The organism is Dongia sp. agr-C8 (genome assembly GCF_054658695.1).
Map to the genome: position 1 here is coordinate 474,178 of NZ_BAAGHZ010000001.1, position 13,004 is coordinate 487,181.

Genomic DNA, 13,004 nt, shown 5'->3' on the forward strand with positions numbered 1-13,004 from the left:
CGGTGAACAGGGGGCCGGACCAGATGAAGTTTCTCGCTGCGACCGCCATCAACGCGCGCTGAAGCATCGGCGCATGGCGATCGTCGTCTTCGACATCGGCAAGACCAACCTGAAGCTCTCCCTGGTCGAAGGGGGCGCCATCCGGCACGCGCTGTCGCAGCCCAACGTCAACCTGCCCGGCCCGCCCTATTTGCATTTCGACACCGAGGCGACCTGGGCCTTCTTGCTGAAGGGTCTCAATAAGCTCGCCGCGATGGCGAAGATCACCGACATCGTGCCGGTCGCCCATGGCGCCGCCGGCGTGCTGGTGGATGCGCAGGGCGATCTCGCGCTGCCGATGCTGGACTACGAGCATCCGATCCAGGACGACGGCTATGATGCGGTCGCTTCGCCCTTCTCCGAGACCTTCACGCCGAAGATGGCGAACGGCCTGGTCTTCGGCCGCCAGCTCTATTGGCAGAAGCAGAATTTCCCGGAGGGCTTCGCGCGGATCAAATGGATCTTCGGCCATCCGCAATACTGGGCCTTCCGCCTGACCGGCCAGGCCTGGAGCGAGGTCACGTCGCTCGGCTGCCATGGCGGACTCTGGCGCCCCGTGGAAGCGACGTTCAGCAGCTTCACCGAGAAGATGGGCTGGACCCATCTCTTCCCGCCGCTCCGCAAGGCGAGCGACGTCGCCGGTCCGCTCACGCCCGAGGTGCTGCGCCAGACCGGGCTGCCGTCAGATTGCCGGGTGCGGGTGGGCATCCATGACAGCAACGCTTCCTTCCTGCGCCACCGCATGACGCGGCCGATGCCCTTCGCGGTGGCCTCGACCGGAACCTGGGTCGTGTGCATGGCGGCGGGCGCGGATCCCCGGCAAATGCCGGAGAACCGCAACTGCCTCTCCAATGTCGATGCGCTCGGCACGCCGGTGCCCTGCTGCAATTTCATGGGCGGCCGCGAGTTCCAGCGCCTGACCAAGGGCCTCACCGGCTGCGTCACGACCATGGATGACGTCGCCGCGGTGGTGGAGCAGGGCTCGATCCTGGTCCCGCCTCTGGGCGACGACGGCGGGCCGTTCGACGGCAACCCTCTGGGCGGCCCCGCCGGCACGCCGACCCGGACCGACGAGCAGGCGGTGGCTCGGGCCAGTGTCTATCTCGCGCTGATGACCGACTATTGCTTCGATCTGCTGCAGGCCAAAGGCCCGGTGATCGTCGAGGGCAGCCTCACCGGCAACCATGCCTATCTCAACGCGCTGGCCTGCCTGCGCAAGGATAACGGCGTGCTGGTCTCGAGCGACGCGACCGGCACGGTCAGCGGCGCGGTTCTTCTGGCCGGCGCGAGCATTCCGGACGAGCCCGAACCGGTGGAGCCGATCGACCTGCCGATGGCGGAATACAAGCAGGCCTGGCGCGAGGCGCTCCCCGCATGACCAACCTGCTCGAAGTCTCCGGCGTCTCGAAATCCTTCGGCCCCGTTAGGGTGCTGAAGGAGATCAGCTTCGACGTCCGCCCCGGCGAGGTTCACGCGCTCCTGGGCGAGAACGGCGCCGGCAAGTCCACGCTGATCAAGATCGTCGCCGGCGTCATTCTCGCCGACGAGGGCGAGGTCAAGCTGGAAGGCAAGCCGGTGCGCTTCGCCAGCCCGCGCGAGGCGGCGGCCCAGGGCATCGCCACGGTCTACCAGGAGCTGCTGCTGTTCCCGGACCTGACCGTCGCGGAGAACATCTATCTCGGCCATGCGCCGAAGACCAAGTGGGGAACGCTGGACTGGAACGCGATGCGGGCCGGTGCCCGCGCCCTGCTGGACTCGCTCGACAGCCCCGATCTCGACGTCGATACCACCGTCGGCAAGCTCTCGGTCGCCAATCGGCAGCGCGTCGAGATCGCCAAGGCGCTGTCCCAGAACGCCAAGCTGGTCATCATGGACGAGCCGACCGCGGCCCTCGCCGATGCGGACGCGCGGCGGCTGATGGAAGTGGTGAAGCGGCTGCGCGACCGCGGCGTCGGCATCATCTATGTCTCGCACCGGCTGCCGGAGATCTTCGCTCTGGCCGACCGCGTGACGGTGCTGCGCGACGGCACCTATGTCGGCACCAGGCCGATCGGCGAAGTGACCGAAGGCGACCTGGTCTCCATGATGGTCGGCCGCGCCATCGACCATCTGTTCCCCAAGGTCGATACCACCCCAGGCGAGACCATCCTCGAAGTGAAGAACCTCTCCTACCGTAACGTGGTGCAGGACATCAGCTTCACCTTGCGCGCGGGCGAGATCGTCGGCATCGCCGGCCTGGTCGGCTCAGGCCGCACCGAAACGGCGCTCACCATCTTCGGCATCACCCCGGCGACCTCCGGCGAGATTCTGATCGACGGCAGGCCGGTCACCATCTCCAGTCCCGACGACGCGCGGCGCCTCAAGATCGCCTATGTGCCGGAGGATCGCGGATCGCAAGGCCTCATTCGGCCGCAGACCGTGCGCGAGAATGTCTCGCTGGCCATCCTCGACCGCATCGCCAAGGCCTTCGTGGTCGATCGCGGCCGCGAGGGCAGCCTGGCGAAGAAATCCATCGAGCGTTTCGGCATCCGCACCCGCGGGCCGGAGCAGCGGGTGAAGCAGCTCTCCGGCGGCAACCAGCAGAAGGTGGTGCTGGCGAAATGGGTCGCGACCGAGCCCCGCGTGCTGATCATGGACGAGCCCACCCGCGGCATCGATGTCGGCGCCAAGGCGGAGATCCACGCGCTGATGAGCCGTCTCGCGGGGCAAGGCCTCGCGGTGCTGATGATCTCCAGCGAATTGCCCGAGGTGCTCGGCATGAGCGACCGGGTGCTGGTCATGCGCGGCGGCCGGATCGTCGGTGAGTTCGACCGCAAGGACGCGACACCGGACACCGTGGGCGCGGCGATGACCGCGGCCAAGAGCGGCCATAGCCTCGAATCAGCAGGAGCGGCGGCGTCATGACGGCGGCACAGAATACGATGGGCGCCGTGCCGGTCCGCCGCTGGAAGTCGGTTTTCGAATCCTACGGCCAGGAGCTGGTCATCCTGGTCGCGCTGATCGTGCTGTTTGTCGGCGTCGGGCTCTACAACCCGCGCTTCATCAGCACCAACAACCTGACCAGCATGTTCGTCGGCAACGCCTATATCGCCATCGCGGCCATCGGCATGTCGATGGTGATCATCTCCGGCAATATCGACGTCTCGGTCGGGTCGCTGATCGGCGTGCTCGGCACCATCGCCGGCACCATGGCGGTCAACGGCTACCCGGTCATCCTCTGCTGGCTGGTGCCGATCGCCATCGGCATGGTGATCAATGCCGGGGTCGGGGTGCTGGTCGCCTATGTGAAGATCCCGTCGATCGTGGTGACGCTCGGCATGCTCTCGATCCTGAAGGGCGGGCTCATCAGCGTCACCGGCGGTGCCTGGATCAGCGGCATGCCGCCGGAGTTCATGATCGCCCAGTTCCGCCTGTTCGGGATTCCGTCCTCGGTCTATTTCATGGTGGTGCTGACCGTGCTCGCGGCGCTCTGGATGAAATACTCGGTGTTCGGCCGCACCATCTACGCGATCGGCGGTAACCCGGAGGCGGCACGGGTCAGCGGCATCCGCATGCAGTCCTCGGTGGTCGGGATCTTCACCATCCATGGCATGTTCGCCGGGATCGCCGCGATCCTGTTCGCGACCCAGCTCCAGGTCATCCAATCGACCGTGCCGCCAAACCTCGAACTCACCGTCATCACCGCCTCGGTCGTCGGCGGCGTGAGCATCCTCGGCGGCACCGGCACGGTGATCGGCGCGACCCTGGCCGCGATCCTGTTCGCCGCGATCGGCTCGTCGCTGGTCTTCCTCAATGTCTCCGCCTATTGGCTGCGCGCGGTGCAGGGCCTGATGATCCTCGCCACCGTGCTGGCCGACATGGCCCGGCGCAGGAGGATCTGAGCATGGCGACGATGGTGATGAACCGCGTGCTGCGCCATGAATCGATCCTCGGCGTGCTGCTGATCGCGGCCCTGGTCGTGCTCGCCGCGCAGTCGGAGCATTTCTGGACCGCCGACAACCTCTTGAACCAGGGCCGCCTGATGGCCGAGGTCGGGTTGATCGCCTTGCCGATGACCTTCGTCATCGTGACCGGCGGCATCGACCTCTCGGTCGGCTCGATCTTCGGCCTCTCCGCCATCCTGCTCGGCGTCTTCTGGCAGAATATGGGCATGCCCCTCCCGGTGGCGATGCTCTGCGCCGTTCTGGTCGGCGCGATCGCAGGCTTGGGCAACGGCCTCATCATCACCCGCTTCAAGGTGCCGCCCTTGATCGCGACCCTCGCGACCCTGGCGCTCTATCGCGGATTGGCGGAAGGCATCAGCCAGGCCCGCTCGGTGCGCGGCTATCCGGAATGGTTCTTCGTGCTGGGGCAGGGCGAGGTGCTGGGCGTGCCAACCCAGCTCTGGCTGCTGGTCGTCTGCTTCGTGATCGCCGCCTTCATCTTGGGGCTGACCACCTTCGGCCGCACCACCTATGCGATCGGCTCCAACGAAGTCGCCGCGCGCTTCTCCGGCCTGAAAGTCGATCGCGCCAAGCTGCTGATCTACGGCGCCTCCGGCCTCATCTCCGGATTGGCCGCGGTGATTTTCGTCAGCCGGGTCTCGACCACGCGTTCGGACATGGGCACCGGCTACGAGCTGGACGTGATCACCGCCGTGGTGCTCGGCGGCACCTCGATCTTCGGCGGACGTGGCACCATCATCGGCACCGCCTTGGGCCTCATCCTGATGCAGGCCCTGAAGAACGGCCTGGCGCTTTCGGGCGTCAAGGGCGACGGAACGATCGTGGTGATCGGGGCGGTGCTGATCGCCGCGATCCTGGTCGGCAATCTCTTGAGTCGCGACGATAACTAACGGGAGGAAGGCGTGGCCGCCGTCTCAAAATCCACGCCACACATGAGGAGGAAGAAAGCGATGCGTAAGACTCTGCTTCTGACCGCCGCCCTCGGGCTCTGCCTGGGCTTCGGCGCCGCCGCGATGGCGGATTCGGCCTGGACCGGCGGCGACAACCTGCCGACCAATCCGCTCGCCTGCGACAACACGCCGGGTGAAGCGGCGGCGAAGCCCTATGACGGCGGCGCGCCGACCGGCGCGCCTGACCTGAAGGGCAAGAAGATCACCGTGGTCGACGTGCCGAAGCTGATCGGCATCGGCTACTTCAACGCGACCTCCAAGGGCATCGCCGACGCGGCGGCGGAGCTCGGCAACGTCGAGGCCAAGACCGATGGCCCGACCCAGGCCAACATCGACCAGCAGATCTCCTTCATTGACAACTACATCACCAGCGGCGTCAACGGCATCCTGTTCGCCGCCAACGATCCGGTGGCGATCGCGCCGGTCCTGAAGAAGGCGCTCTCCAAGGGCATTCACGTGGTCGGCTACGACGCCAACTCGCAGCCCGACGCCCGCGAGTGGTTCGTGAACCAGGCGGAGTTCAACGGCATCGCCAAGGCGCTGATCGACGACATGGCCAAGGAGATCGGCGAGGAGGGCCAGTTCGCCATCGTCACCTCGACCTTCACCACGCCGAACCAGGCGCGCTGGATCGCCGAGATGGGCGCCTACCAGGCGAAGTGCCACCCGAAGATGAAGTGGCTGGAGACCGTGGAGGCCCAGGAGGACAACAACCTCTCCTTCAACCAGGCGACCACGCTGATCAACAAATACGGCGATGACCTGAAGGGCATCTTCGGCATGACCAGCGTCGCGACCCCGGCCTCCGCGGAAGCCGTCACCCAGGCCGGCAAGTGCGGCAAGATCGCGGTGGTCGGCCTCGCCACGCCGAACGCGATGAAGCCCTATGTGGAGAAGGACTGCGTGAAGTCGGTCGTGCTCTGGAACCCGGTCGACCTCGGCTATGCCGCGATGCACGTGCTCCGCGCCGTGGTCGACGGCACGCTGCAGCCGGGTGCCAAGTCGGTGAAGGCCGGCAAGCTCGGTGACCTCCAGATCATCAATGGCAGCGAAGTGCTGCTCGGCGCGCCGACCACCTTCACCAAGGAGAACATCGGCAACTTCGACTTCTAGTCCCCAAGACCAAGCCTCAAACCTGCGGCAGCCCTCCTCCGGAAACGGAGGAGGGCTTTTTCTATGCCCCTATTTCCGCTTAAGGTCTCCGCCGGGGACCATCATCAGAGAGTTTCAGACGTGAATACGCCAAGCGCGGTGAAGATCCGCAAGATCGTGTCGGTGCCGCTCCTCGGCGAGAGCCCGAAAGGCGGCTGGTCGAGCGAGATCCGGCCAGAGGACTCCGTTCACACGCTGGTTGCCGTGCATACCGATGCCGGCATCACCGGCTATGGCAGCGCCTTCACCAATGGCGGCCTGGTCGCCGCCGCGCTGAAGGTGCTTGAACCGATCTTCACCGGCGAGAACGCCCTGGAACCCGAGCGCGTCACCGAGGCCCTGCACCAGAACACATTCTGGATGGGCCGCGGCGGCACCTTGACCCACGCGATCAGCGCCATCGACATCGCGCTCTGGGACATCCTCGGCAAGGTCACCGGCCAGCCGGTCGGGCGCTTGCTCGGCGGCACCTATCGCCGGCGCGTGCAGCCCTATTGCTCGCTGCTCATGGAACAGCCCGATCTGATGCGCGAGGTCGTCGCCAAATACCGCGCGCTCGGCTTCCGCGCCTTCAAGATCGGCTGGGGCCCGTTCGGCCGCGCCCAGGACGCGAAGCTCGACGAGGCGATCGTGAAAGCCGCGCGCGAAGCGGCGGGTTCGGACGCGAAGCTCTTCGTCGATGCCGGCGCCAGCGACGCCTATTGGCCGCATGGCTTGAAATGGGCCTTGCGCACCGCGGACATGCTCGATGCCTACGGCATCGGCTGGTTCGAGGAAGCGGTGAAGCCCGACGCGATCGACGATTTCTGCGAGCTGCGGCGCCGCAGCCCGGTGCCGATCGCCGGCGGCGAAGTGCTGACAAGGCGCCAGAGCTTCATGCCCTGGCTGCAGCGCGGCGCCTTCGACATCGTGCAGCCCGACGTCACCAAGGTCGGCGGCATCAGCGAGCAGCGCCGCATCGCCTGGCTCGCCTATGATCTCGGCATCAAATACGTCGGCCATGGCTGGAACACGGCGCTCGGCGTCGCCGCCGACCTGCAGCTCGCCGCGGCAATGCCCGACACCGACCTGGTCGAGTTCATCGGCGGCAGCCCCTACGTGGACGGCATCCTCGAGCAGCCCTTCGCGCTCGATGCCGAGGCGAATCTGGAGATCCCGCAGCTTCCCGGCCTCGGTGTCGCGCTCGATCGCGAGAAGCTCGCGCGCTACACGCCCGATCCGGCGCCGCTCTTCGCGGCGTGATCGAGTCGCCCAAGAAAGACGGCGCGGACCACAAGGCCCGCGCCGTTTCATCTCGAGGGAGCGGGCTTCGCCGCTAGGCGTCGGCCACGGAATGCCGGCGGCGCCAGCCGACCCAGCCCATTCCGGCCAAGGCCGAGAGGAACAGCGGCAGCGCCGCCGGGATCGGCGTGGTGGCGATCGGTATCGCGCTGACCGTGAGGGTGGTCGGCGTCGCCAGCGCGGCGTTGGTGAGGAAGTCGAAGTTGAAGTGAAACACGCCGGGCGTGAAGACCGGCGCGCTCAACAGACCACTGTAAATCTGGTCGCCGGCGAGATCGACGATCGAGCCCACCTCCGTCAGCGGATCCGGCGTCGTGGAGATCCGCAGGCCTCCGGAACCGAAGCCCAGCGTCGACGAATAGAAGACCAGCAGGAGCGGGTCGACGCCCGGCACGCCTGAGAAGAAAGTGTAGCCGTCCGCGTTCGACGACCCGTTGGGCGACGGATTGCTGTCCAGCGTCCAGCTCGCGGTGTAGTCGCCGGTCAGCGAGAAAAAGAGCGTGCTGGCCTCGGCGCGCGGAGCGACGGTGAGCGCGGCCAGCGCGAGCGCCGCCAGGATCGCGACCTTACGGAACCCTGTCTTGAGCAAAATCATGCTTCTCTCCCAGGTTGCCGGGTGTTTCGGCCACAATGCCACGGGGCCGGGCGATACACAACCAGGAATCGATATTGATGTAGATCAGCGCAGCGCCGCCCGCAGCTTAATCACTCCGTCTCAGGCTCACAATTTCGCCGCGGAATCCCCCGCAACGCCATCGCCCGCGCCGCTTCAGGGTCGCAACATTACAACCCAAGGTCATATACCTGTCATTGAATCGCGACGCGTGTTGCGCCAGAATGATCGTGTAGGTTGAGCGTCGACGATCATTGCAGCAATCGACAAGCGGAGGTGCCATGCCGTCCGAACCGGTCCTGGGGCAGATCATGCCCACGGCGTTCAACATCGTGCCGCGCGGTTGGGCGCGGTGCGATGGCAGCCTTCTCGGCATCCAGCAGAACCAGGCGTTGTTCTCCTTGTTCGGGACGCGCTTTGGCGGCGACGGCGTGCAGACCTTCGGTCTGCCTGATCTCCGCGGCCGGGGCGTGCTCGGCGCGGCTTCCGCTGCGGTGATGGGCGCGCAGAACGGCACCACGACGGTGACGCTGACGAGCGCACAGGTGCCGGCCCATGCCCATGCTCTGCTCGGATCGACCACCGCGGGCACCGGGCGCGGCGCCAGTCCGGCGGACCATGTCTTCGGCGTGAACAAGTCCGCCGGCGACCAGAAGATCTTCGGCGGGGCGGGCGGCGAAGTCGCGCTCGCCGTCGGCACCAACGTGGTCCCGAATGCCGGCGACCAGCCCCATAACAACATGCAGCCTTACCTGGTGATCAACTACCTGGTCGCGCTGCAGGGTACCTATCCGTCACGGAACTGAGCGCGTTACCGGATCCCGGGGAGGGGGAACATGGCCGACCAATTCATTGGAGAAATCCGGCTTTTCGCCTTTCCGCGCGTCCCCATCGGCTGGGCCGCCTGCGATGGCAGCCTGCTGGGGATCGCGCAGTACCAGGCGCTCTACTCGCTGCTCGGAACCACCTATGGCGGCGACGGCGTCACCACCTTCGCGCTGCCGGATCTGCGCGGCCGGGTCCCGATTCATTCCGGCAAGTCGAACCAGGGCAACATCTATGTGCTCGGCCAGCTGGCCGGCGAGGAGGCCCATTCCTTGACAGGCCAGGAGCTCGCGGCCCACAGCCACGCCCTGCTTTCGAGCTCGATCCCAGGCACCACCGAGACGCCCGGACCGACGGTGCATCTCGCGACCTCCAGTGTCGATGCCAAGACGCTCTACGCGCCGCCCGCGAGCATCGCCGGCTACGACACCATGGCCGACTGCGTCAAGCCGGACGGCTTGGGCCAGCCGCATGACAACATGATGCCGACGCTGATCATGAGCTTCTGCATCGCGACCGAGGGCATCTTCCCCTCCCCCGGCTGAAGCCGGGACGAAGCGGCGCGCTTGCCCCGGAACCGGAGCACCTTACCAGGAGGCTGAGATGTCCGAGCAATATATTGGCGAGATCATCGCGGTGGGCTTCTACTACGGATCCGGCTTCAACAACAGCTGGGCGGCGTGCGACGGCAGCCTGCTGCCGATCCAGCGCTACACGGCCTTGTTCTCGCTGATCGGCACCTACTACGGCGGCAACGGGACCACCAATTTCGCGCTGCCCAACCTGAACGGAAGCGTGGCCGCGTCGCAGGGACAGGGGCGAGGCCTCACCCAGCGTGATCTCGGCGAGCAGATCGGCGCCGATCAGGTGACGCTGCGGCACGATGAGATGCCGGCGCACCTCCACAAGCTCCGGCTCGGCCAGGCGGGCGGCGCCAATGCCACGCCGGGGCCGGGATCGCCCGGCACGACCGCGGCGATCAATCCGCAGTTCAACGGCTTCGTCGCCGGCCCGGGCAACGTCGAGTTCGCGCCGACGGCGATCCTGCCCACCGCCCCGGCGCAGCCGCATCCGAACGATCAGCCGACCACCGGCCTCTGGTATCTGATCGCGCTCGAGGGAATCTTTCCGTCCTTTAACTGAAGCGGCGCAGCCGGCGCTTCAAAGCAAAACGGCGCGGACCGATCAGGCCCGCGCCGTTTATGATTTCTCGACTTGAAGCGATCAGTTCGCCTTGGCGAGCCCGTCGTCGGTGGCGAAGACCATGCAGTCGGTCTTCTTCGCCTTCAGCTGCGCGCAGGCCTTCTCGGCATCGGCCTTGGTCAAGCCGGTGACCCGGGCGCGGTAGAGCTTGCCCTGCTCGTCGATCGCAATCCTGGAATCGGCGAAAATCTCCGGCAGCGAACGGGTGGCGCGGACCGCGGCCTTCTGGGCCGGGGCATATTGCGCATAGGCGCCGACCTGCACGCCGTAGCCGGTATTGCCGGAGCGCCAGACATTCTCGATCGCCTGTGAATCCGGCGCCGCGGCGTCGGCGAATTGCAGCTGCAGGCCGCTGCCGGGCTTCAGGATCGGCAACAGCGGGTCGCCGCTGCTGATGCTGGCCGGCATGATCGCGGCATCGTCTCCGTCCTCGCCCGAGGCGACCGCCGGCTCCGGGGCATCCGGCACCATCGCGGCGGCGACCAGGGCGGCCGGCACCGAGACCGGCGCCGCTGCAACCACCACGGCCGGCGCCTTGGCGGGACCCGCCGAGTTCGGCGCGGAGAGCGCCAGCATCGTGCCGTTGCCCTTGGGCGTCTTGAAGCCCTTGTTCATCATCGCGACCATCTGCTTGTCGCGGAGGTAAGGGGTGGAGCCGCCCAGCACCACGCCCACCAGGCGGCGGCCGTTCTGCTCGGCGGAGGAAACCAGGTTGAAGCCGGAAGCGCGGATATAGCCGGTCTTGATGCCGTCGGCGCCGTTGAGCTTGTTCAGCACGCGATTGTGACCGGCATATTGCACGCCGCGATAGCTGAACCGCTCGGCGGCGAAGTAGTGATAATACTCTGGGAAGTCGCGCAGCAGCGCCACGCCGAGGATGGCTTGATCGCGCGCGGTGGTGCGCTGCTCCGGATTGGGCAGGCCGTTGGCATTGCGATAGGTGGTGTTCTTCATGCCGAGCGCGCGCGCCGTCTGGGTCATCTTCTTGGCGAAGGCCCATTCGCTGCCGGCGATCTCTTCGGCGATCGCGGTCGCCGCGTCGTTGGCGGAGCGCACCACCACCGCGAGGATCGCGGTCTCGACCTTGATCTTGGCGCCGGCGGAAACCGCGAGATTGGTCGCGTCCTGCGAGGCGGCATGATCGGAGAAGGTGATCGAATCGGTGAGCTTGATCTGCCCATGCTTCAGGGCATCGAACAGCAGGTAGAGCGTCATCATCTTGGTGAGCGACGCCGGATAGGTGGAGACGTCGGCATTGCTGGAAGAGATGATCTCGCCGGTGACCGCATCGACCATGATCGACGACGCCACGGGTTTGGCGAAAGCTTGGCCGGACAGAGACACCACGGCGAGGAGCAGCCCGGCAAACAGCCAGGCGAGGCCACGAATCGGCAAGGCTTTTCCGCTCGTTACGCGGCGCGGCTCATCCGCCATGACAAGTACCCCGACTATATTCTGGTATTCCCTCAATGATGACCCAATTCTAAGGAAAACCATTAACCTTGTCTATAGCCCGGACGGGGTTTAGGACTGGTAAAGAACCGAAAGATTCAGCTTTTTCATCGAGGTAGAGGATGGCGGCCGGAAGCGAAACGTACTTAAGAAGGGCGGCGCGGATCGTCGTCTTGTCACTTTTCGGACTCCTGGCCGGCTGCGCCTATCATGGCGATTCCGCCTCGGACCTTAACAATCCGGCGGTCCAGAAATTCACCTGGTTCAGCTTCCTGGACGGCAGCGACATCCGCGAGACCTGTTCCGCGCTCGGCCCGAACGCCCCGGCCCGATACCGGCTGGTCTACAACGGGCAGTATGAGAAGCAGCTGCGGATCTACGAGATCGAGACCCAGCCCCCCAGCGGAGCGAATCTGCCGACTGGCGGCGCCAGCCTGCGCGCCCGCACCAAAGGCGGCACCAACCTGGCCAATTGGTGGATCCAGGACAGCGCCGACCTGCTGGCGCCCTGGCGCTGGCGCGAGTCGACGGCGGCGCTGAGCCCCGAGGAAATGGCGCAATTTCATAAGGCTTTGACCGAGTCGGGCTTCGGTTCCGGCGCGCCGCAGGGGCTGCGGCTGCCGTCCCAGGACTTCTATTGGGTCGCTTCCGGCTGCGAGGCCGGCCGGTTTCATTTCTACGCCTGGCGCGCCAAGCGCGGAAACCTGGACGCCGCCCGGTTCCAGGATTTCCTGCTGCGCCATGACGGCACCGGCCTCGCCTTCCGCAAGCCTTACGTGCTCAGCATCGAGGAAAGCTCCGCCTACCGCCCCGCCGGCGGCAATAATGGGCGCAATCCCAGCACCAATTTCACCGTTGAGGTCCATGGCGAAGGGATCGGCGGCCTTATCAACGCATTTTGATGGGAGGCGGTGGCGGTGCCCCGGCCCGTGGCCGGAATCCCCGCCCGGCCATGATCTTGAGGCGATGCGACATTTGGGACGCGGGTTCGGCACGGGTGGACAGTCGGGCGGTACTGGAACGGCCGCGCATCAACCCCCATTTAACCGAATGTATGCTTCCCATATTATAGTGTCGAAGCGACCCGGCCGGCCGCCGTCCGATCTTCTGGACGGGAACCGGTCGTAAGATGGAATGCGGGATCAGGATGGATCGGCGGATTTTGGCCAGCGGCGACGACAACGACGGCGAGAACGGCAAGGGCGGCGGCAACGGCCGGCCCAACACCGGCACCATCGTCAAGGCGCGGCCGAAGACCAAGAAGCCGTCGATGTACCGGGTCCTGCTCCTGAACGATGATTACACGCCGATGGAATTCGTCGTGCACGTGCTGGAACGTTTTTTCGGCAAGAGCCGCGAACAGGCCACCGAGATCATGCTGCACGTGCATCACAGGGGCGTCGGGGTCTGCGGCGTATACACGTACGAAGTGGCGGAAACCAAAGTGGCACAAACGATCGAGTTCGCGCGTCGCCATCAGCACCCGCTCCAATGTACCATGGAGAAGGAATAGGCCGGCTCGGATCAATCAACTGATCCCCGTCC

General features: G+C 65.9%; 13 protein-coding genes. 11 read left to right on the forward strand and 2 right to left on the reverse strand.

Going from position 1 to position 13,004, the window contains the following annotated elements; genetic code table 11:
- Positions 1 to 73: 73 nt before the first annotated feature.
- The 6 genes from ACYQ4T_RS02075 to ACYQ4T_RS02100 all read left to right on the forward strand — a co-directional run bounded on the left by ACYQ4T_RS02075 (position 74) and on the right by ACYQ4T_RS02100 (position 7,327).
- Positions 74 to 1,417 carry an FGGY-family carbohydrate kinase gene (locus ACYQ4T_RS02075; RefSeq protein ID WP_459850400.1) on the forward strand — a complete coding sequence of 448 codons (1,344 nt, stop codon included), beginning with the start codon at positions 74 to 76 and terminating at the stop codon, positions 1,415 to 1,417.
- Entirely contained in the window at positions 1,414 to 2,943 is a 1,530-nt protein-coding gene (locus ACYQ4T_RS02080; RefSeq protein ID WP_459850401.1) for a sugar ABC transporter ATP-binding protein, read from the forward strand. The genes ACYQ4T_RS02075 and ACYQ4T_RS02080 overlap by 4 nt, the downstream gene beginning before the upstream one ends.
- Positions 2,940 to 3,920, forward strand: a complete 981-nt coding sequence (locus tag ACYQ4T_RS02085) for an ABC transporter permease (RefSeq protein ID WP_459850402.1) — start codon at positions 2,940 to 2,942, stop codon at positions 3,918 to 3,920. Before ACYQ4T_RS02080 ends, ACYQ4T_RS02085 begins: the two co-directional genes overlap by 4 nt.
- A gap of 2 nt (positions 3,921 to 3,922) precedes the next feature.
- The gene (locus tag ACYQ4T_RS02090; RefSeq protein ID WP_459850403.1) at positions 3,923 to 4,873 is read left to right on the forward strand and encodes an ABC transporter permease; all 951 of its coding nucleotides are present in this window, start codon (positions 3,923 to 3,925) and stop codon (positions 4,871 to 4,873) included.
- A 60-nt stretch (positions 4,874 to 4,933) separates the two neighbouring features.
- Entirely contained in the window at positions 4,934 to 6,046 is a 1,113-nt protein-coding gene (locus ACYQ4T_RS02095) for an autoinducer 2 ABC transporter substrate-binding protein (protein WP_459850405.1), read from the forward strand.
- A 120-nt stretch (positions 6,047 to 6,166) separates the two neighbouring features.
- Positions 6,167 to 7,327, forward strand: a complete 1,161-nt coding sequence (locus ACYQ4T_RS02100; protein ID WP_459850406.1) for a mandelate racemase/muconate lactonizing enzyme family protein — start codon at positions 6,167 to 6,169, stop codon at positions 7,325 to 7,327.
- Between the two features lie 73 nt (positions 7,328 to 7,400).
- Here the strand turns inward: ACYQ4T_RS02100 and ACYQ4T_RS02105 are convergent, their stop codons facing one another.
- The gene (locus tag ACYQ4T_RS02105) at positions 7,401 to 7,961 is read right to left on the reverse strand and encodes a hypothetical protein (protein ID WP_459850408.1); all 561 of its coding nucleotides are present in this window, start codon (positions 7,959 to 7,961) and stop codon (positions 7,401 to 7,403) included.
- Positions 7,962 to 8,260: 299 nt separating this feature from the next.
- On the opposite strand from ACYQ4T_RS02105, the gene ACYQ4T_RS02110 reads away from it, so the two are divergent.
- Genes ACYQ4T_RS02110 through ACYQ4T_RS02120 form a run of 3 tightly spaced genes read left to right on the forward strand, consistent with a single transcriptional unit; the run spans position 8,261 to position 9,947 of the window.
- A complete protein-coding gene (locus ACYQ4T_RS02110; RefSeq protein ID WP_459850409.1) occupies positions 8,261 to 8,785 on the forward strand; it encodes a phage tail protein in 525 nt (174 codons plus the stop codon).
- Between the two features lie 30 nt (positions 8,786 to 8,815).
- Positions 8,816 to 9,349, forward strand: coding sequence for a phage tail protein (locus tag ACYQ4T_RS02115; RefSeq protein WP_459850411.1), 534 nt, complete (start codon positions 8,816 to 8,818; stop codon positions 9,347 to 9,349).
- A 58-nt stretch (positions 9,350 to 9,407) separates the two neighbouring features.
- Positions 9,408 to 9,947: a phage tail protein gene (locus ACYQ4T_RS02120; protein WP_459850413.1), complete on the forward strand. Its 540-nt coding sequence runs from the start codon at positions 9,408 to 9,410 to the stop codon at positions 9,945 to 9,947.
- A gap of 81 nt (positions 9,948 to 10,028) precedes the next feature.
- On the opposite strand, the gene ACYQ4T_RS02125 is transcribed toward ACYQ4T_RS02120, so the two are convergent.
- Positions 10,029 to 11,402, reverse strand: a complete 1,374-nt coding sequence (locus ACYQ4T_RS02125) for a D-alanyl-D-alanine carboxypeptidase (protein ID WP_459850414.1) — start codon at positions 11,400 to 11,402, stop codon at positions 10,029 to 10,031.
- A gap of 230 nt (positions 11,403 to 11,632) precedes the next feature.
- Between ACYQ4T_RS02125 and ACYQ4T_RS02130 the strand changes: the two genes are divergently transcribed.
- Together ACYQ4T_RS02130 and clpS are read left to right on the forward strand one after the other, a co-directional pair.
- A complete protein-coding gene (locus tag ACYQ4T_RS02130; RefSeq protein ID WP_459850416.1) occupies positions 11,633 to 12,361 on the forward strand; it encodes a hypothetical protein in 729 nt (242 codons plus the stop codon).
- 245 nt (positions 12,362 to 12,606) lie between these two features.
- Entirely contained in the window at positions 12,607 to 12,972 is a 366-nt protein-coding gene (gene clpS / locus ACYQ4T_RS02135; RefSeq protein ID WP_459850418.1) for an ATP-dependent Clp protease adapter ClpS, read from the forward strand.
- The last annotated feature ends 32 nt before the right edge of the window (positions 12,973 to 13,004 follow it).

Excerpts from the sequence above, each read along its gene's own strand:
- ACYQ4T_RS02075 (WP_459850400.1), top strand. The coding sequence starts at position 74 with ATGGCGATCGTCGTCTTCGACATCGGCAAGACCAACCTGAAGCTCTCC.
- ACYQ4T_RS02080 (WP_459850401.1), top strand. The coding sequence starts at position 1,414 with ATGACCAACCTGCTCGAAGTCTCCGGCGTCTCGAAATCCTTCGGCCCC.
- ACYQ4T_RS02085 (WP_459850402.1), top strand. The coding sequence starts at position 2,940 with ATGACGGCGGCACAGAATACGATGGGCGCCGTGCCGGTCCGCCGCTGG.
- ACYQ4T_RS02090 (WP_459850403.1), top strand. The coding sequence starts at position 3,923 with ATGGCGACGATGGTGATGAACCGCGTGCTGCGCCATGAATCGATCCTC.
- ACYQ4T_RS02095 (WP_459850405.1), top strand. The coding sequence starts at position 4,934 with ATGCGTAAGACTCTGCTTCTGACCGCCGCCCTCGGGCTCTGCCTGGGC.
- ACYQ4T_RS02105 (WP_459850408.1), bottom strand. The coding sequence starts at position 7,961 with ATGATTTTGCTCAAGACAGGGTTCCGTAAGGTCGCGATCCTGGCGGCG.
- ACYQ4T_RS02110 (WP_459850409.1), top strand. The coding sequence starts at position 8,261 with ATGCCGTCCGAACCGGTCCTGGGGCAGATCATGCCCACGGCGTTCAAC.
- ACYQ4T_RS02115 (WP_459850411.1), top strand. The coding sequence starts at position 8,816 with ATGGCCGACCAATTCATTGGAGAAATCCGGCTTTTCGCCTTTCCGCGC.
- ACYQ4T_RS02120 (WP_459850413.1), top strand. The coding sequence starts at position 9,408 with ATGTCCGAGCAATATATTGGCGAGATCATCGCGGTGGGCTTCTACTAC.
- clpS (WP_459850418.1), top strand. The coding sequence starts at position 12,607 with ATGGATCGGCGGATTTTGGCCAGCGGCGACGACAACGACGGCGAGAAC.